Origin of the sequence: Curtobacterium sp. PhB191 (assembly GCF_004346515.1) — a bacterium.
In the GTDB taxonomy this organism is placed as follows: domain Bacteria; phylum Actinomycetota; class Actinomycetes; order Actinomycetales; family Microbacteriaceae; genus Curtobacterium.
The window spans coordinates 285,157-301,780 of sequence record NZ_SMBV01000004.1 but is presented as its reverse complement, the minus strand read 5'-3'; the positions used below and the strand labels follow the sequence as shown (position 1 = coordinate 301,780).

General features: G+C 70.1%; 20 protein-coding genes. 5 read left to right on the top strand and 15 right to left on the bottom strand.

Going from position 1 to position 16,624, the window contains the following annotated elements:
- Positions 1-20: 20 nt before the first annotated feature.
- The 3 genes from EDF48_RS09220 to EDF48_RS09210 form a co-directional block, all read right to left on the bottom strand.
- Entirely contained in the window at positions 21-1,496 is a 1,476-nt protein-coding gene (locus EDF48_RS09220; RefSeq protein ID WP_131879512.1) for a cryptochrome/photolyase family protein, read from the bottom strand.
- A 38-nt stretch (positions 1,497-1,534) separates the two neighbouring features.
- Positions 1,535-1,897: a hypothetical protein gene (locus EDF48_RS09215; protein WP_131879510.1), complete on the bottom strand. Its 363-nt coding sequence runs from the start codon at positions 1,895-1,897 to the stop codon at positions 1,535-1,537.
- 64 nt (positions 1,898-1,961) lie between these two features.
- Positions 1,962-2,501: a hypothetical protein gene (locus EDF48_RS09210; protein ID WP_131879508.1), complete on the bottom strand. Its 540-nt coding sequence runs from the start codon at positions 2,499-2,501 to the stop codon at positions 1,962-1,964.
- Positions 2,502-2,657: 156 nt separating this feature from the next.
- Here EDF48_RS09210 and EDF48_RS09205 point away from each other — a divergent pair, with 156 nt between their 5' ends.
- Positions 2,658-3,278 carry a DUF402 domain-containing protein gene (locus EDF48_RS09205; RefSeq protein WP_165932360.1) on the top strand — a complete coding sequence of 207 codons (621 nt, stop codon included), beginning with the start codon at positions 2,658-2,660 and terminating at the stop codon, positions 3,276-3,278.
- A gap of 6 nt (positions 3,279-3,284) precedes the next feature.
- Here EDF48_RS09205 and EDF48_RS09200 read toward each other — a convergent pair whose 3' ends face one another.
- Entirely contained in the window at positions 3,285-3,782 is a 498-nt protein-coding gene (locus EDF48_RS09200; protein ID WP_131879504.1) for a hypothetical protein, read from the bottom strand.
- A 273-nt stretch (positions 3,783-4,055) separates the two neighbouring features.
- Between EDF48_RS09200 and EDF48_RS09195 the strand changes: the two genes are divergently transcribed.
- Positions 4,056-4,463, top strand: coding sequence for a hypothetical protein (locus EDF48_RS09195; protein WP_131879502.1), 408 nt, complete (start codon positions 4,056-4,058; stop codon positions 4,461-4,463).
- A gap of 52 nt (positions 4,464-4,515) precedes the next feature.
- A complete protein-coding gene (locus tag EDF48_RS09190) occupies positions 4,516-5,364 on the top strand; it encodes an ornithine carbamoyltransferase (RefSeq protein WP_123291951.1) in 849 nt (282 codons plus the stop codon).
- Here the strand turns inward: EDF48_RS09190 and EDF48_RS19090 are convergent.
- The 6 genes from EDF48_RS19090 to EDF48_RS09165 form a co-directional block, all read right to left on the bottom strand.
- The gene (locus tag EDF48_RS19090; RefSeq protein WP_165901085.1) at positions 5,358-5,498 is read right to left on the bottom strand and encodes a hypothetical protein; all 141 of its coding nucleotides are present in this window, start codon (positions 5,496-5,498) and stop codon (positions 5,358-5,360) included. The two genes, EDF48_RS09190 and EDF48_RS19090, sit on opposite strands and share 7 nt — an antisense overlap.
- A gap of 17 nt (positions 5,499-5,515) precedes the next feature.
- On the bottom strand, positions 5,516-6,043 hold the full coding sequence (locus tag EDF48_RS09185; RefSeq protein ID WP_131879500.1) for a hypothetical protein: 528 nt from the start codon (positions 6,041-6,043) through the stop codon (positions 5,516-5,518).
- A gap of 11 nt (positions 6,044-6,054) precedes the next feature.
- Complete coding sequence (locus tag EDF48_RS09180) at positions 6,055-6,708, bottom strand: signal peptidase I (protein WP_243698073.1); 654 nt, start codon at positions 6,706-6,708, stop codon at positions 6,055-6,057.
- Positions 6,705-7,589 (bottom strand): hypothetical protein, encoded by an 885-nt coding sequence (locus tag EDF48_RS09175; RefSeq protein ID WP_131879495.1) that lies wholly within the window; start codon positions 7,587-7,589, stop codon positions 6,705-6,707. Before EDF48_RS09175 ends, EDF48_RS09180 begins: the two co-directional genes overlap by 4 nt.
- Complete coding sequence (locus EDF48_RS09170) at positions 7,586-8,182, bottom strand: TasA family protein (protein ID WP_123291955.1); 597 nt, start codon at positions 8,180-8,182, stop codon at positions 7,586-7,588. Before EDF48_RS09170 ends, EDF48_RS09175 begins: the two co-directional genes overlap by 4 nt.
- Positions 8,183-8,333: 151 nt before the next feature.
- On the bottom strand, positions 8,334-8,888 hold the full coding sequence (locus tag EDF48_RS09165) for an alternate-type signal peptide domain-containing protein (RefSeq protein ID WP_123291956.1): 555 nt from the start codon (positions 8,886-8,888) through the stop codon (positions 8,334-8,336).
- Positions 8,889-9,244: 356 nt separating this feature from the next.
- Here EDF48_RS09165 and pnuC point away from each other — a divergent pair, with 356 nt between their 5' ends.
- Together pnuC and EDF48_RS09155 are read left to right on the top strand one after the other, a co-directional pair.
- On the top strand, positions 9,245-9,910 hold the full coding sequence (pnuC, locus tag EDF48_RS09160; protein WP_131879493.1) for a nicotinamide riboside transporter PnuC: 666 nt from the start codon (positions 9,245-9,247) through the stop codon (positions 9,908-9,910).
- Between the two features lie 127 nt (positions 9,911-10,037).
- Positions 10,038-10,748 carry a hypothetical protein gene (locus EDF48_RS09155; RefSeq protein WP_123291958.1) on the top strand — a complete coding sequence of 237 codons (711 nt, stop codon included), beginning with the start codon at positions 10,038-10,040 and terminating at the stop codon, positions 10,746-10,748.
- On the opposite strand, the gene EDF48_RS09150 is transcribed toward EDF48_RS09155, so the two are convergent.
- The 5 genes from EDF48_RS09150 to EDF48_RS09130 all read right to left on the bottom strand — a co-directional run bounded on the left by EDF48_RS09150 (position 10,745) and on the right by EDF48_RS09130 (position 16,619).
- Positions 10,745-11,968 carry an ABC transporter permease gene (locus EDF48_RS09150; RefSeq protein ID WP_123291959.1) on the bottom strand — a complete coding sequence of 408 codons (1,224 nt, stop codon included), beginning with the start codon at positions 11,966-11,968 and terminating at the stop codon, positions 10,745-10,747. The two genes, EDF48_RS09155 and EDF48_RS09150, sit on opposite strands and share 4 nt — an antisense overlap.
- On the bottom strand, positions 11,965-12,891 hold the full coding sequence (locus tag EDF48_RS09145) for an ATP-binding cassette domain-containing protein (protein WP_123338726.1): 927 nt from the start codon (positions 12,889-12,891) through the stop codon (positions 11,965-11,967). Before EDF48_RS09145 ends, EDF48_RS09150 begins: the two co-directional genes overlap by 4 nt.
- A gap of 145 nt (positions 12,892-13,036) precedes the next feature.
- Positions 13,037-14,698, bottom strand: coding sequence for a glycoside hydrolase family 13 protein (locus tag EDF48_RS09140; protein WP_131879595.1), 1,662 nt, complete (start codon positions 14,696-14,698; stop codon positions 13,037-13,039).
- Between the two features lie 68 nt (positions 14,699-14,766).
- Positions 14,767-15,672, bottom strand: coding sequence for a carbohydrate ABC transporter permease (locus EDF48_RS09135; protein ID WP_123291961.1), 906 nt, complete (start codon positions 15,670-15,672; stop codon positions 14,767-14,769).
- The gene (locus EDF48_RS09130; protein WP_123291962.1) at positions 15,672-16,619 is read right to left on the bottom strand and encodes a sugar ABC transporter permease; all 948 of its coding nucleotides are present in this window, start codon (positions 16,617-16,619) and stop codon (positions 15,672-15,674) included. The genes EDF48_RS09135 and EDF48_RS09130 overlap by 1 nt, the downstream gene beginning before the upstream one ends.
- Positions 16,620-16,624: the final 5 nt, after the last annotated feature.

The window sequence follows — 16,624 nt, the reverse complement described above, 5'->3', positions numbered from 1 at the left end:
CCTATCGGGACCGGGTGACGTCACGGCAAGGTGCGACGGGCCTCCTGCACGATGACCTCGTCGAGGTCCGCCAGCGACCGCATCTGCTGCAGCGGGCGGGCCATCCGGTGGTTGTCACGGAGTGCCGGCTCGGTGCGCGCGAGGAACGCCCAGTACCCGGCCGTGAACGGGCACGCGTCGTCGCCGACCCGCTTCGTCGGGTCGAAGCGGCAGCCCCCGCAGTGGTCCGACATCCGGTCGATGTAGCGACCGCCCGACGTGTACGGCTTCGTGGCGACCATCCCGCCGTCGGCGTGCTGGGACATGCCGATGATGTTCGCCGGCATCACCCAGTCGGTGCCGTCGACGAACACGTCGGTGAACCACTCGGTCAGGTGCACCGGGTCGTAGCCGCGCTGCAGTGCCCAGTTGCCGAGCACCATGAGGCGCTGGATGTGGTGCAGCCAGCCGTGGTCGTGCAGGCCCTCGATCGCGGTCCGCACGCAGACGGCGTCGATCTCCGACGCGTCGAGTTCCCGCCACCAGTCGGGGAGTCGTCCGTGCGCGCCGAGGGCGTTCTCCGATGCGCCGTAGTCGTCCCCGAACCACCAGTAGAGGTGCCAGACGTAGTCGCGCCATCCGGCGACCTGGCGGACGAAGCCCTCGACGCTGGCGAGCGGGGCGGCCTCGGTGCGGTGCGCTTCGAGGGCGGCGTCGATCGCCTGCCGCGGATCGAGCACCCCGAGGTTCATCGGCACGCTGAGGAGCGAGTGCGCCATCGTCCAGTCGTTCGTCAACGTGGCGTCCTCGAACGGCCCGAAGTCGCCGAGGCGCACCGCGACGAAGTCGTCCAGGGCACGCTGCGCCTCGTCCGCCGTCACCGCGAAGCGACGGGTGTCGTCGCGGCCGACGAACCGGGCGGTGCCGTCCCGCTCCCACCGGTCCAGGTCGTGCCGCACCTGGTCGTCGATGTCGTCCTCGTCCGGCCACCAGGGCTCGGGCAGCCCGAGGGTCGTCGCGCCCTTCGGCGGCGGCTGGCGGTTCTGGTCGTCGAGGCTGAACTTCCCACCGATCGGCTTGCCGTCGCGCAGCAGCCAGCCCTCACGGCGCCGGATACGCTCGTAGTGGTCTTCCATGCGGAACCGACCCGTGCCCTGCGCCGCCCACTCCGCGAACTCGTCCTCGTCGGTCACGAACCCGCGGCTCGGAAGGATCACGGTGCCCCGGCCCCAGTGCCGGATCTGCGCGCGGAGGGTGCGGGACGGCGGATCGATCGCCTCGAGGTCGTCGCGGCCGGTCAACGCTTCGCGGAGGGTGTCGACCTGGACGTGCTCGGCACGGTCACCGAGTTCGTGGACGCGGTGGCGCAGGGCACTCAACCAGAGGTGGGCCTTCGCCCGGTGGACGGGGCGAGCGGTGAAGAACTCGCGTGCCTCGACGACGAGGGCCGGGCCACCGTCGTCGAACAGGGGCCCGTACTGGCCGGGGAGGACCAGGCGACGACGTTCGGAGGGCATGGGTGGACCGTACCCAGCGAGTGGGGTGGAGCTGTCAGTCAGGGGCGTTCGTCGACGAGGGCGATGAACCGGCTGCCGATGCCCTCGACCTCACGCCGGGTGAGCCCCGCAGTCGGTTCCGGCGCCTGGTACGGCTCGTGGTAGTCGCACATCAGGTAGTCCCACTCGGGCCACCACTTCTTCGGCCGCGCTTCTTCGGCGAACGCGCAGACGACGCACTCGAGGCGGACCCAGACCTTCTTGGCACCCGTGCGGTTCGCCCGGGACTGCGCGAGCCAGGCGGGCGGATCCTGTTCGATCGCGTCGAGTTCGGCTTCGCTGAGACGCGAGGGGATTCCGTGGTGGGTCGCCATCTCGAGGGTGATGTCGAGTCGAACGGCGGCGTCGCGTCGGGAGAGCATCCGACCAGATTAGGTTCTGTCGGGGCGCAGCGCTCGTCGGAGCGCTCGGTGCCGGTCGGACCGTTCAGTGCCCGTCGAGGGCGTGGCATCCGCCGTCGAGGACCCAGCCCGCGGCCGTGACGTCGGCCCTGCCGTCGCGCTGGACCTCGCCGATCAGGCACCCGGACATCTCGACCTGTGCTTCGAACAGCACCTTCTCGCCGGTCTGCGTCGTCACGATCCAGCGGTTCGGTGCTCCGACGCCGTCGAGGATCTCCTCGACCGCGGGCTGCAGGACCGGGGTCGACTGCGCGGCGAGCTCCCGCTCCACCTGAGCACGTGCGACGTCGAGCGCTGCCGCCGACTCCGCGCTCAGGTCGGTGCGGTCGTGGTGCCGCTTGTTGAGCCCGTACTGCGGTGGGCTGTCGGCGCCGGGGCCGGCGCCGTCCCCGGAAGCGGCGTACGTGCCCGCGGCGCCCGTCGGCTCTCCGGCCGTGGCGCCGGCCTGCGTGCTGCTCGTCGACGGGCCGCTCGAGGCCGTGCTGCTCTCGACCGCGCAGCCCGTCAGCACGATCAGCGCGAGCAGCGCCCCGGTCACCGATGCGGTCGTTCTGTGGTCCCCCATGAGCGGCATCCTGACAGAGCGCGGGGGAGAGCACGGAGCTCGACACCGGATCGTGATGCAGGGTGCGGTGACCGAGAACTCCTGTGAGAGCATCACCGGATGCACGGCGATGTTGCGAACGACGTGCGGAGCGAACCGTTCCGCTCCGGTGAATCCGTGGTCCTCCGCAGTCTGCACGCGCTCGGTTCGCACGGTCGAGCCGTCGCCTTCGCCGTCGCGGGTCGAGTCCTCGTCGATGACGACGACGTCGCGGTGGTCGCGAGTCCGCTCGGCTCCGCGGTCCGTCGCCGGGCCGGTACCGGCAGCGGACCGAACGCGCGGCTCGTCCTCCCCTCGGACTGGGACGGCTCCTACGTCGAGGACAGCTGGTTCGGAGCGACCGTGGTCCGCGTGCACCCGAAGGGCGCAGCGTGGTCGGTGTGGCGCTGGCACGATGGGACGCAGTGGCTGCCGGACTGGTACATCAACCTCGAGCTGCCATGGGTGCGTACCTCCGTCGGCTTCGACAGCCAGGACTGGACCCTCGACGTCATCGCGACCCGAGACGATGCGGGCCGCTGGTCGGTTCGGTACAAGGACGAAGACGAACTCGCGTTCTACACGGACGAGGGCCTGGTCACGGAAGCAGACCGCGCGATGATCGAACGCACCGGCGAGGATGCCGCTGCGGCCGTGCACGCGGGCTCGTTCCCGTTCGAGACCGACTGGTCGCGGTGGGTGCCGGACCCGAACTGGTCCGCTCCGCAGATGCCGGCAGGGTGGGATGTCGTCCGCTAGCTCCGCTCAGTGCGTCTGCGCTGCGAGATTGGCGTAGGCGGCGGCGTACCAGCTGACGGTCGAGTCACCTGCCGTCGGCCCGATGGTGATCGAGTCGGCCGACGTCACGACGTAGAGGTCTTCGTCGTGGCCGCACTGGACCGAGCGCGCCGCGAGCTCCCTGCCGGTGTCAGCGCCGTCGGCGATGCGACCACCCCAGACGGCGATGCGGACGGTTCCGTGTCCCTGGCAGGCGACGGACACGCGGACGTGTGCGCGCTCGCCGCCGTCTGCGACGCCCAGGGACAGCCGACTCGACGCGTCGTTGGTCCCGGCACCAGCGCCGAGTTCGCCGGGCTGGTCCGCCCACCGATCCTGGACGTTCTCCATCCAGGCGGAAGCGTCGTCAACCGGCGTCGCACGGCCGGAGCAGGCGGTGAGCGACACCACGATCACGAGCGTCAGCCCGATGATGCTGCTCCATCGGCGGCGGCGCAGGTGGTCGTGCACAGACGAGGCATTCATGTCGATCACAGTGTCGTGCACGCCGGCCGCGCTCGCACCCTCCCGTTCTGGCGTCGTACGCTGGGCGAGTGGTGAGCGCGATCGTCCTCGTGATGGCCGAGTACATGGTGGACGACTCCCCGCTCTGGTACCGCGGGTCGCGCGAGTGCATCGGGAGCGTTGATGCGGGAGCACTCGGGCTGAGCAGGCCGCTGCGCGACGACCTCCGGGCGTGGAACGACGTCTTCGATTCCCACGGGGAGCCCGACTTCGACTGGCCTTCCGGAGCGGTCCGTGGCTCATCGCGTCGAAGCATTCGTGCTCGCGAGCCGTGTGCAACTCGAGCTCGGTGACGATGCTCATGTCTGGTGCGGAGCCGGCGCCGGCATCGACACGGTGGCCGAGGCGGGTACTGCCGTCGTGCTGCCGAGTGCACGGCCCGGAACCGATGTCGAGTTCTTGCGTGACGGGGAGCGGGACGTCCGGTCGGCACGCGCCGCGGGTACTGGTGATGGCACCGCGAAGGCGATCGTGCACTGGCGTGCCCTCACCGAACGAGTCGGGACGCCGTTCGGTGACGCCGAGACCCGCGCACTCGGGCTCCGGACGGCAGCGCGCATCCAAGCCGATGTCGGCGTTGGTGCCCAGGTGGTCTTCCTCAGCGGCGCATCGGTGGCGTATCGATCGGACGAGTTCGGCTGAGGCTGACACCCTCCAAGCACACGCTGTTCCGGACAGTCCCTACGGTGGTGGGATGCGTTCTCTCGCCAAGCTCGATGACTGGTCTCCGTCCGACGTCCATGCGGTCTTCGAGCTTGCTGACGCGTACCAGCACGGCCGGGGACCGGTGACGGCGGGGTCGGCAGCCATGTTCTTCCCGCCGACCAGTCTGCGAACCAGGGTGACGTTCGAGCAGGGTGCTTCGCTGATGGGGCTCGGTCCGATCGTGTTCCCGGACACGACGCTCGACAAGCCAGAGGCGCTGGCAGACGTCGCCCGGTACCTCGTCAACTGGGTCGACATCATCGTGGTGCGTCACCGTGACCTCGCCGTCATCGAGGGACTGGTTGCCGCGCATGCGCTGCCTGTCGTGAACGCCATGACCGACGAGAACCACCCGTGCGAGGTCCTCTCCGACCTCTACGCACTGCGGCAGCGTGGGGAGATCTCGTCGCTCCGCTTCCTCTTCGTCGGGGCGGACGGCAACATCGCCAGGGCATGGCAGGAAGCTGCTCGAGTCCTGCGACTCGACCTGGTCCAATGCTGCCCGGCCGGCCTCGCAACGCCGGGCGCTGCATGGACCGACGACCTCGAGACTGCCGTGCGGTCGGCGGACGTGATCCTGACGGACGGCCCCGGAGCGCACGCCGACGCCCTTGAGTCGTACCGGATCACCGCGGCGCTCCTCGACCTCGCGCCGACGGGAGCCCGCTTCGACCCGTGTCCGCCGTTCGTGCGTGGCCGTGAGGTCAGCGCCGATGCCGTGGAACACCCCGCGTTCGTCGGGCACGGGTTCAAGGCCGCACTGCTCCCGGTGCAGCAAGCAGTGATGGCGTTCTGCCTCGGTCTCGGACCGTCGGGCGGCTCCGCCAGCCGTCAGTAGTCGGGGTCCTGCCGGTCCTGGTCCTGCCAGGGCAGCATCCGACCGGCGACCAGCGACAGCACGCCCCCGAACATGAAGACGAGCAGCACCGCCCACCAGGGGTTGCGTCGTTCGCGCGGCTGCTGTCCGTCCATGCCGTCACGATAGCGGGTCAGTCGGTCGCACCCCGGGGCGGTTCGACGAGCAACCCGACGCGGTCGGCCAGGTAGTCGGCGAGCGGGACGGCGGAGCCGGCAGCCGGTGACCAGCGGACGAGCGGCACGTCGTCCTCGACGAAGAGCACCCCGGTCGAGCCGACGAGCGTCCCGTCCAACGCGATCGCCGTGGCGCCGTGGTTGACGGTGTCGCCGGCCGCGAAGTGTCCCTTCGCCGCAGCAGCACGGTAGGCCCGACGGACCTCGGCGGAGACCGACTGGAACTGCGCCCGGCCCGGATCGGTGACCCGGGTGATCGCCCCGGTGGCCCAGACCCGACCGCCGGACTCGAGCGACGACCCGATCAGCAGCGCACCGACCCGCCACACGCGACCGAGGGGCCGCATGGTCGCTTCGCGGCGGATGCCGAGCACCGCCTTCGGCTGCGCGTACTCGCCGAGCGCCTCGTCCGGCACCCCGGCGGCACGGAGCCGTCGTGCAGCGTCGTCGAGCAGTTCCCTCGCTCGCTGCACTCCGTCGGTCACGTCCACCGAGCCTAGACCGGGGCCTGCCCCGAGCCCCGGTGCGATGCCCTGCGGCGCCCGTGACCGGCCGTCGCACGTCGCCCGCGCCCGCACGCCCCACGTCGACGGCGCGCGGCCGTGACCGTGCCGATGGTGATCATCACGCCGCCGTACGCCAACAGGACGCCGGCGACGGTCGGGATGAGCCAGCTCCGCGAGCCGTTGACGAGCTGGTTGACGACACCGATCTCGGGGATGCTGTACCAGACGACTCCCCGGATCTGCGCGGCGGCGACGGGGTCCGGGTCGGCCTTCGCGTTGTTGTCACCCTTGAGGACGAACGTGCGCGCCCCGTTCGACGACGAGGACACCGAGGTCACGCGGTGGCTGATGACGGCCGGCTGGCCGGAGACGATCTGGTAGGTGACGACGTCGCCCACCTCGATGTCGTCGACGGCGGTCGGGCGGACGACGAGCAGGGTGCCCGGGGGCAGCGTCGGCTCCATCGACTGGGTCAGGACCGTCAGCGGCATCGACCCGGTGGCCTTGGGGACGACGATGAGCACGACGGCGAGGGCCGCGACGAGCAGGAGCAGCCCGGTGCTGAGACCGAGGACGACGGCGTGCACGACCGCACGCCCACCGGAGCGCTCTGCACGTTCGGGACGAGCCGCCGCGCGGGTCACGCGCCGCACCGGATCGCCGCGCCGTTGTTCTGCGTGAAGAGCGTGACCGGGCCGCTGCCGGCGACGGTCGAGGTCGGGTTGCCGGCGCTGTCGAGGACCTTGACCGTGACGGTGAGCGTGCCGGAGGTACCCGCGCTCGCCGGGATGTCGCTCGGGGCGATGGTGATGAACGCCGAGTAGTCCTGGGCCTTCTGTCCGACCGGCGTGGTCCCGACGTAGGCGGCGTACCAGGTCTCCTTGGGGCGGCCTGCGGCGTCCCAGGTGACGTCGACGTAGTTGCCGCTGTGGTCGTTGCAGGTCAGCGCTGCTTCCGCTGCCGAGGTGTTCAGGTAGAAGCCTCCCTGCACGACGCCCGAGGTCCAGCTGCCGCTCGCCACGGTGAGGTTCACGTTCACGTTGGCCGTGGCGGATGCCGGCGCCGAGGACTTGGGCGTGCTGCGGGTGCACCAGATGGCCGAGGCGCCGGCGGCGAGCTTGGACGTCATGCTCGGCAGTGACGCCCAGGTGCCGGTGACCGAGCCGCTGCCGACCGCGGTGTTCGTCGTGCACGCCGCGGTCGTGGCGACGGGCCACGCGACGACGGTGACCGCCTGCGCGAGCGCCGTCGAGCTGCCGGCGACGACGGACACGGTGGTCGTCGCGGTGCCGGCGATGGAGCCCGAGTTGGTGAGCGTGATCGGCTTCGTGACCGACGTCACCGTGGACGAGAAGGTGGTGGTCAGCGCGCTCGTGCCGGCGATCGAGGCGGAGACCTTGCCGATCGTGACGCTCGAGGCCGTGGTGCCGGACGCACTCCACAGTGCCCAGGCGGCGCTCGACCCACCGCCGACGAACACGGCGGTGAGCAGCACGGCGACGACGAGCCGGAGACGGCGGTTCATGCGGAGACCTGCGTTCCGGTGACGGTGAGGGTGAAGTCGGTGACGGCGCCGGACACGCTCTGCGGCGCGTCGGCGTCGAGGACCAGCTCGACACAGCCGACGGTGCTCGCACCGGGCTGGAGCGTGAACGAACCGCTACCGGTGTCGAAGGCGGCGAGACGGCCGCTCGCGCCGGACAGCCCGGCGGTGCAGGCCGCAGCCGATGACACGTTGGTCAGACGGAGCGTCAGCTCGCCGAGGACGGCCGCCGACGACGCGTTCGTCGCGTAGGCGACGTTCGTGGACGTCGTGGCGACGCGCATCGACAGTGGGATCGAACCGGTGTTCTTCACGGCGAAGGTGCCGGTGACTCCGGTACCCGGTCCGAGGACGGTCGTGTTCATCGTCGACAGGGTGCCGACGGTGATCGTCGCGGTCGCGGACTTCACGGTGGTGGCCGCGGTGCTGGCGGTGCCGTTCCAGAGGGCGTAGGTCCCGCCGACGCCGAGGAGCGCCGTGGCGACGGCGACGACCAGGGCGAGCGCGACGGGCAGGATCCACCGGTGGCGTCGTGCCGCGCGGTGGCGGCCCGTCGTCCTCGGTGTCCCGGTCATGTGCGTCCCCTGGTGCTCGTGAGCCTCTGCTGGTGCGGGCCACAAGGGCCCAGACGGGCCACAAGGGCCCAGACGGGCCACAAGGGCCCAGCACGGGCCACGACCGGCGGATCAGGGGCCGGTCGTGGCCCGCGTCAGTGCGATCGGTGGATCAGGAACCGATCGCGGTCTGGGTGAGCGTGAAGGCCAGGGCGCCGACGTTGATCGACCCGTTCTGCCCGGTCGTCGCCGAGGACGGCAGCGTGATCGTGAAGACGACCTTGACGGTCGAGGTCGACGCCGACGGCGAGACGACGAAGGTGTTCGCGTTCGACGTGGACTGCACGACGGTGGCGCTCGAGGACGTCACGGCCAGGGTCTTCTGCGTCGCGGCGAGGAGTGCGGAGTCACCGGTGATCGACTGGCTGGCGTAGGTCAGGTTCGCCTTGAGGTCCTGGCCGGTCGCACCGATGTTCAGCGTCTGCGTGAACTGGAACGTGTTGCCCGGCACCATCAGGGCGGTGGTGGGGTTGATCGCGGTCGAGCGGCCGTTCGTGATGTCCGTCCAGGCGCCGTCGTTGTTCGCGCTGAGGGTCAGCGTGCCGGAGCTCACCGAGGACGCGGCGCTGGAGGCACTGGCGTTCCAGAGGGCGAAGGTGCCTGCTCCACCGAGGAGGAGGGCGATGCCGGCTGCGCCGGCGATGGCACCGGTGACGATCTTGTGCATGTTGGCGGGTCCGTTCTGTGCGTTCGGGGCGCACTGGATTCCACCAGCTCGTGATTCGGGTCGTCGTGCCGGTGGGACGGTGTCATCGACCTCGCGGGTGAGGGGTCGCGGCTGACCTTTGCCGAGAGCGGTCGCCGGGCTCCGGAGCGCAGATCTGCTGCTCGGGCGGGCTGGACTCGCTCTGGTGACGACGGTACTCGTCCCCCAAAGTGCGGACAAGTAGGAACATGCTTTCGCATGGACCCAGAACGGGGGTGATTTTTGTCCACCCTGTGGAGGACATGTTTGTACCCCGATCACCACCGGAATGCCGGACGGCCCCCGACCGTTGCACCGACCGGAAACGAGGAGGGCCCATGGGCATCGTGCGCTGGCTGTTCGACGCGCAGATCGTCATCGGCGACCAGACGGTGCTCTGGCGCGAGGTGATCGGCAACGTCGTCGGGCTGCTCAGCGCGCTCGGCGGGATGCGCCGCAAGGTCTGGGCCTGGCCCGTCGGGCTGGTCGGCAACGCGCTCCTGTTCACCGTCTTCATGGGCGCACTGTTCGACACCCCGAACCCCGTCAACCTGCTCGGCCAGGCCGGCCGCCAGGTGATGTTCATCATCGTGAGCATCTACGGCTGGTACCGCTGGACCCACCGGCCCGACGACACGTCCACCGTGATCGAACCGCACTGGGCGTCGTGGCGGACGCGCGTCCTGCTGGTCGTCGGCATGGTCGGCGGGACCGCCCTGCTCACCCCGGTGTTCCGCGCCCTCGGGTCGTACGAGCCGGTGTGGAGTGACGCGTGGATCTTCGTCGGCTCACTGCTCGCCACCTACGGCATGGCGAAGGGCTGGGTCGAGTTCTGGCTCATCTGGGTCGCGGTCGACCTTGTCGGTGTCCCGCTCCTGTTCTCGGCCGGGTACTACGCGTCGGGTCTCATGTACGTCTTCTACGGCGTCTTCACGCTGACCGGGTTCTTCGTCTGGGCGAAGCAGCGGGTGAAGCCCCCGGCAGCCCCCGTCACCGTCGGCTGACGAGTCGGCTGACGACCCGGCTGAACGGCCCGCCCACGCCGATCCGGTCCACGCCGACCCGGCGTGGATGTGACGGCCCCCGGTCTGGGACGAGACAATGGGGTACCGCACACGATGGGATGGTCGGATGGAACCCCTGCACGGCGAACGCGTCGAGGACGATGAGTCCCTCGCCGAGCGCACCGTCCGCGGAGCGATCCGCGCCTACCGGCTGCACTCCTTCGACGCGGTCGACGCCTCGGTGGTGGCCGAGGTCGCGGGCATCCCGCTCGAGACCGTGGAGCGGTTGTTCCCCGCGTGGGAAGCCCTGTTGCTGGTGACGTACGACCGGTGGACGCAGCTGCGTGGCACCCGTCGGAAGACCCCGCCGGCGTGCACGATCGACCACGTCCGGCTGACCCTGGCCGAGGACGTCGCCGACCCGGGGCTCGTCCGCGTCCTCGCGGGCGTGATCACGGTCGCGAGCTCGGAGTCCGGCTTCGCCGAGCTGTTCCGCAAGCGCTTCGACGAGTACGTCGAGCAGCTCAGCAACGGTCTGCAGCGCGACTTCGACAACGGTGCCGAGGAATCGGCGATCCCGTCGTACCAGGCGGCCACGCAGCTGCTCGCGGTGTACGAGGGACTGCAGATCCAGATGCTCGTCCGGCCGCACATCGACGTCATGGTGGAGTTCGACCGGTCGGTCCGGACGCTCCGCCAGGGCTGGAAGCAGCACGAGTTGCCGTCGTGGGACCTCGACGCCGACGTCCCCGAGCGCGAGACGCCGCAGCGCCAGCGACCGGCGGAACACCAGCAGACTGCACGCGAAGCCGAGCGGGAACCCCAGAGCCGTCCCTAACGGGAGACCGACCGCCGCCGCCACGACACGATCTGGCGCAGCGTCACCTTCGACCCGTACTGCGCGACCGAGTGCCGGAACAGGTACTCGGCGAACCAGAGCAGCAGGCCGGCGGCGACGAACACCTCGACGATGCAGACCACCGACTCGGTGACGCTCAGCGAGCCGACGGCGTTCCGCACCATGGCGGTGACGGGCGTGAACGTCGGGAAGTACGTGAAGAACGCGGCGACGGGCGACGTCGGGGTGGTCATCACGAAGAACGCCGCGTAGAGCGGGATGATCAGGGCGAAGATCGCCGCCGACTGCAGTGCCGAGGCGTCCTTGATCGACGGCACCGCGGCACCGACGGCGACGAACAGTCCGGACGCCAGCAGCACGCCGCCGACGAGCAGCAGCGCGCCGACGAGCATGCGCCACGGGTCGATCGTCAGCCCGCCGAGCTGCGAGGCGACGAGTGGCAGGACGGCGAGCATCCCGACCAGCCCCGGGATGACGAACACCCCGACCTGCACGAACCCGACGAGCAGCATCGCGATCACCTTGCCGCGGATCAGGTCGCCGGCGGTGACGGCGGTCAGGATCATCTCGGAGATGCGGTTCTCCTTCTCCTCGACCACGACGGTCACCATGCGTGCCGCGAGCAGGATGACGAGTCCGAAGAAGGCGGCGACGTACAGGAACGGCGGAACGATCGACAGCCATCCCGGCGCGACCTGCCCGTCGGCGTAGGTCGTGACGTCGGTGGCCGGTGGGGAACGCAGGAGCTCGACGGTCTCGGGGTCGTCGACGGTCGCGGCGACGCTCTGCTCGAGCACCCGTTCGGCGAGCGACGAGTAGCCACCGTTCGCGAACAGGCCGCGGTCGGCGGCATCGACGGTGATCGGCGAGGTCGAGGGGGAGGACGGGAACGAGATGAAGGCGTCGAGGTCCCCGGAACGCACGGCGGCGCGGTCGGCGTCGGCGTCGGTGGACGGCGACCCGCCCCACTTCGCCGCGACGGACTCGGACACCAGCCCGGAGTGGTCGACGTAGCGGAACGGGGTCTTCGTGGCCGACGAGCCCGAGACGACCGAGTCGGTGCCGGCTGCCTGTCCGATGCCGACGAGCAGGGACACGATGACGATGACGACCGGCAGTGCGAGGGTGCCGATCCAGAACGCGGGCTTCTTGACCGCGCGGACGAACTCGAACCGGACGACGGTGCCGAGGCGGCTCACGCTGCTGCCCCCGCGGCGGCGAGCGCGTCGTGGCCGTAGACCTGCACGAAGATCTCGTCGAGCGGGATCCGACGCATCTCGAACGCGGTGACGCGGACACCGTCCGCCACGAGCGCCGCGAGGATGTCGGCACCGTCCGGTGCGGCGGCGGACGTCGGCACGAGGTAGGCGACGTGCCCCTCGTGCCGCGCGAGCTTGTACAGCGGCGAGCGGGGGACCGGTCCGTCGAGGCCGACCCGGGCGACGGCGCCGCCGAAGGCGTCCTGCACGTCGGGGATCGACCCGTAGGCGGCGGCGGTGCCGTCCTTGAGCAGCAGGATCCGGTCGCAGAGCCGCTCGACCTCGTCCATGTGGTGGGTCACGAGGATGACGGTCGCGCCGTCGGCCTTCCGTTCGTCGACCAGGTCGAGCAGCAGCCGTCGGTTCACGGGGTCGAGGCCCTTCGTCGGTTCGTCGAGGATGAGCAGCCGCGGCCGGTCCATGATCGTGATGCCGAGCTGCACCTTCTGCTGCTGCCCGCCGGAGAGCTTGTCGACGCGGAGCTTGGCGCGGTCGGCCAGACCAACGCGTGCCAGGTAGTCCATGCTCCAGGCCGTCGCCTCGGGGCCGCGCAGCCCGCGGAGCCGTCCGAAGTAGGACATCACGTCGATGACGGATTCCTTGCGGTAGAGCCCGCGCTCTTCGGGCAGGTACCCGATGCCACCGGTGGCGGGCCGGTAGGGCTGGCCGTCGATGGTCAGGGTGCCCGCGGTCGGGGTGGTGATGCCGAGCAGGGCACGGATCGTCGTGGTCTTGCCGGAGCCGTTGCTGCCGAGCAGGCCGAACGTCTCGCCGGCGGCGACGTCGAACGACAGTCCGTCGACCACGTTCCGGTCCCCGAACCGCATGACGAAGTCCTGCACGCTGATCGTCGCCCCGCTCATGCGGCGACCCTACCGTCAGCGGCTGACGTCTCGGATGCCGGTCGCGGCCCGAGATGGTGACCCCACGGCGGACGGGAGGCCCGGTGCCTGCCTGCACCGTGCCTCCCGTCCGTCACCTGGTCGCGTCCACGACGCGCACCCTGCGTCAGGAACGCAACCAGGCCGTCCCCACGCCCGTGAGAGCACCGTCTGCCACCGGTGCCGAGGCGAGCAGCAGCTCGCCGGCGGGGAGTTCGTAGGGCTCGTCACCGAACACCGTCACGCTCGTCCAGCCGTTCGGGCGTCGGAACGCGAGCACGTCGTCGCGGCCGGTCTCGAGCCACTCCAGGTGCTCCTCGGACTGCAGCTGGCCGCGCAGCCCGAGGGCCTTCCGGTACAGGCTCAGGGTCGAGTCGGGGTCGGTGTCCTCGGCCTCGACGCTCGCGTCCGCGAACCACGCCGGCTGCGGCAGGTGCGCGGAGCCGGAGCCGAAGCCGAACGACGGGCCGGACCGGGTCCACGGGATCGGGACACGGCAGCCGTCGCGGCCGACGTCGACGCCCGGGTTGCGGAAGAACGCGGGGTCCTGGCGGTCGGCGTCGGGGATGTCGCCGACCTCGTGCAGACCGAGCTCCTCGCCCTGGTACAGGTAGGCGGAGCCGGGCAGTGCGAGCTCGAGCAGGGTCGCCGCCTGCGCGCGGCGCAGCCCGAGCGAGCGGTCCAGCGCGTCCTGCGACCCACCGGCGAGCAGCCACTTGCCGCCCTGCTTGTCGGGGGAGCCGTTCCGCGCAGGCAGCGCGTAGCGGGTGGCGTGCCGGACGACGTCGTGGTTCGAGAACACCCACGTGGTCGACGAGCCGGACTGCTCGGCCAGGCCGAGGTTGAACTCGATGATCTCCTTGAACGAACCGGCGTCGAAGTCGGCCTCGAGCAGGTCGAAGTTGAACGCCTGCCCCAGACCGTCGGCGCTGGCGTACCGGGCGCGGCGGTCGGCGGCGACCCAGGCCTCGGCGACCGCGGTGCGGGCGGGGGTGTACTCGTTGAACACGGTCCGCCACTCGGCGTAGATCTCGTGCACGTCATCGCGGTCCCACAGCGGGTGCGAGCCGTCCTTCGGGATCTCGGCGAGCTCCGCCCAGGTCGGCAGGGCGCCGGAGGGCAGGTCCTTCGCGAGCCCGTGGGCGACGTCGATGCGGAAGCCGTCGACGCCGCGGTCCGACCAGAAGCGCAGGGTGTGCAGGAAGTCGTCGCGGACCTCGCGGTTCGCCCAGTTCAGGTCGGGCTGCTCCTTGGCGAAGGAGTGCAGGTACCACTGGCCGTCGCCGACCGCGGTCCAGGCCGGGCCGCCGAAGATCGAGATCCAGTCGGCCGGAGCCTGTTCGCCGGACGGCCCGGTGCCGTCGCGGAAGACGTACCGGTCGCGGGCGGGGGAGCCCTTCGGCGCGGCGAGCGCCTCGCGGAACCACTCGTGCCGGTCGCTCGTGTGGTTCGGCACCACGTCGACGATCACCCGGATGCCGGCGGCGTGCAGCGCCTCGACCATCCGGTCGAAGTCGTCGAGCGTGCCGAGCTTCGGGTCGACGTCGCGGTAGTCGTCGACGTCGTAGCCGCCGTCGGCGAGGGCGGACGGGTAGAACGGGCTGAGCCAGACGGCCTCGACACCGAGCGACGCCAGGTACGGCACGCGTTCGGTGATGCCGGGCAGGTCGCCGATGCCGTCGCCGTTCGCGTCCGCGAAGGAGCGGGGGTAGATCTGGTAGACGCTCGCCTGGCGCCACCAGGTCTCGTCGGCGCTGGTGGTGGCGGGCTGGGCGAGGGTGTCGGTCACGACGGGCCTTTCGATGTTCGTGGCGGTGTCGGTCGGTTCGGTCGTACCGGCCGGGTCGGTCGTCTTGCTCACTTGATGGCGCCCTGGGTCACACCGGCCATCACCCATCGCTGGGTGACGAGGTAGACGATGATCGCCGGGGCCATCGCCATCAGGTACGAGGCGAACGACACGTTGTAGTTGTTGCTGAACTGGGTCTGGAACATCTGCTGCAGCACCGGCAGGGTCTGCAACGCCGGGTCCGAGGTGATCAGCGACGGCATCACGAAGTCGTTCCACGACGCCAGGAACGCGAAGATGCCGACGGTGGCGCTCATCGGTGCCAGCAGCGGGAACACGAGCCGCCAGAACACCTGACCGGTGCTCGCGCCGTCGATGCGGGCGCTCTCCTCGAGCTCGGCCGGGATCGACCGCAGGAACGCGGTGAAGAGCAGCACGCTGAACGACAGCTGGAACATGACGTGCAGCAGCGCGACGCCGAACGGGTTGTCCAGGTGCGCGAGGCCGGTGAGCTTCACCTGCGACAGCGCGAGCACCGGGAACGGCAGGAACATCGCGGCGAGCAGGTAGAAGAACGACCAGCGGAACAGCCGACGGTCCCAGTTCCGGGCGATCGCGAACGCCGTGAACGACGCGAGCAGGATCGTGCCGACGACGGTGATCGCGGCGACGAGCACCGAGACGCCGAACGCCCGCGGGAAGTCGGTGAGCTCCCACGCCTGCACGAAGCCGTCGACGCTGAACGGAGCCGGCAGCGAGAACGCGTTGCCGTCGACGGCCTGGCCGGTCGTCTTGAACGCCATCGTCAGGGTGACGTAGAGCGGCACCAGGATCGAGAGCGCGCAGAGCACGAGGACGACGGTGACGGGCCAGTTGGCGTTGCCGCCGCGGCGGCCGGCGGTCCGGTCGGCGTCGACCGATCTGATGCTGCCCGTCTTCGTCGTCCCCGGACGGAGGGGTGTCTGGATGGTCATCAGAGCGCTGCCTTCCCGCGGGTCGCCCGCAGCTGGATCACGGCGATGACGACCGCGATGATGAAGAAGATCGTGGCGTTGGCCATCTGGTAGGCGTAGTCGCCGCCGTTGAAGCCCTTGAAGATCGACATCGCGACGCTCGTGGTCGAGGTGCCGGGGCCACCGTCGGTCAGGCCGACGATGATGTCGTACGAGTTCAGGAAGTTCTTGAACCCGATCACCAGGTTGATCAGGATGTAGCCGGCCGTCAGCGGTGCGGTGATCGAGATCAGCTGCCGCCACGCGCTCGCGCCGTCGAGGGCAGCTGCCTCGTAGACCTCGCCGGGGATGGACAGCACCCCGGCGATGTAGATGAGGAGCGTCGACGGGATCGCCTGCCACGCGGTGACGATCACGATGGCGACCCACGCCAGGTCGGGGTTCGCCAGGATGCTCTGCTCGAGCGGACCGAAGCCGATCGCACTGGCCAGGGCCGGCAGGCTGTTCGCGAACAGGAACGAGAACACGTACGCGATGACGATGCCCGAGATGACCATCGGCAGCACGAACACCGCGCGGAGGGCGATCTTGCCGCGGATCTTCGACGTCAGCGCGATGGCGAGCAGGAACGCGATCGCGTTGACGACGATCACGGTGACGAGCGAGAACCCGAGGGTGAACAGGTACGCCTGCAGGATCGCGGGGTCGGAGAACACCGCGACGTAGTTCGTGAGCCCGATGAAGCGGAACTCACCGAAGCCGACGGAGTTCGTGAAGCTGAGCACGATGCCCATCACGGCCGGCAGCGTGATGGCGAGCGTGAAGAGCAGCAGGGTGGGGAGCAGGAAGGCGAGGAAGAGCGGTTCGATCCGCTTCCGCTTGTGGGTGACGGACGGGAGGCCCGGGGCGGCTCCGCCACGTCGGCGGCGGTCCGCCGTCGTGATGGCTTCGGTGGTCGTGGTTGCCATGGGAC